Here is an 896-nt window from a genome sequence, read left to right on the forward strand (position 1 = left end):
TTTACACCAACATCGATTGAACCCACTTCTGAAATGGTTCATGGAGAAAAATATAATCACACAACCAATACATGGGAGCAAAGTAACTTTGATATTCCAATGTATTTATATGACCGTTGTTTCTATTCGAATGATGAAGTTTCTAAAAAAAGTCAGCCAATTATGAACTGGTTAAAGTTGCGTCCAGCAAATGTTTTTCTAGGGTATGGCCTTCCAAATAAATGGGAGATTTACAACACCTTACGTCAAGATAAGGAATTATCACCCTATATCCCTTCTACTGAACAAGCTCTCTCCACTTCTGCCATCATACGAACCTTAATGAAAGAGCATAAAATCATTCTTAAGCCAGAAAAAGGTTCAATGGGAAAAGGAATTATCGGTCTTTTCCTCCAACAAAACTATGTAGAGGCCGTCTATAAAGAAGAAAAACTTCTAATCAGGGATCAATTTACAACAAGAGGAGATTTAAAAAATTGGATTGACTCCATAATTACTAGTCAACCTTATTTAACACAAACCTATTTACCACTGCATGATGAAGGGAATCGCCCTTTTGATATTCGAATTTTACTTCAGAAAAACGGCCAAGGAAAATGGATTGAGCAAGGCCGTGGGATCCGCCTTGGGTTGCCGGAACATCTCATTTCAAATTTGGGTGGCGGTGGTGAAACTCATTCATTTGAAAGCTGGACAGAAAATATGTCTTTTCATCAAAAGCAATTACTTTCGGATAATATTCATACAATTATTAATAGGCTGCCAGATGTGCTAGAAGAACAATTTGAACCTCTTTTCGAAATAGGTGTGGATTTAGGTCATACAAGCGATGGTGCTGTCTGGATTTTAGATACAAATTCAAAGCCAGGTAGAAAGGTTATATTAGAAACCAGTCC

General features: G+C 36.8%; 1 protein-coding gene. It reads left to right on the forward strand.

The window, feature by feature from the left end; translation table 11 throughout:
* Nucleotides 1–896, forward strand: an 896-nt coding sequence (locus V7147_RS08015; RefSeq protein ID WP_335367324.1) for a YheC/YheD family endospore coat-associated protein, incomplete at both ends; no start/stop codon positions are given.

This window comes from Bacillus sp. JJ1521, from assembly GCF_036965165.1.
In the GTDB taxonomy this organism is placed as follows: Bacteria; Bacillota; Bacilli; order Bacillales; family Bacillaceae_L; genus Ferdinandcohnia.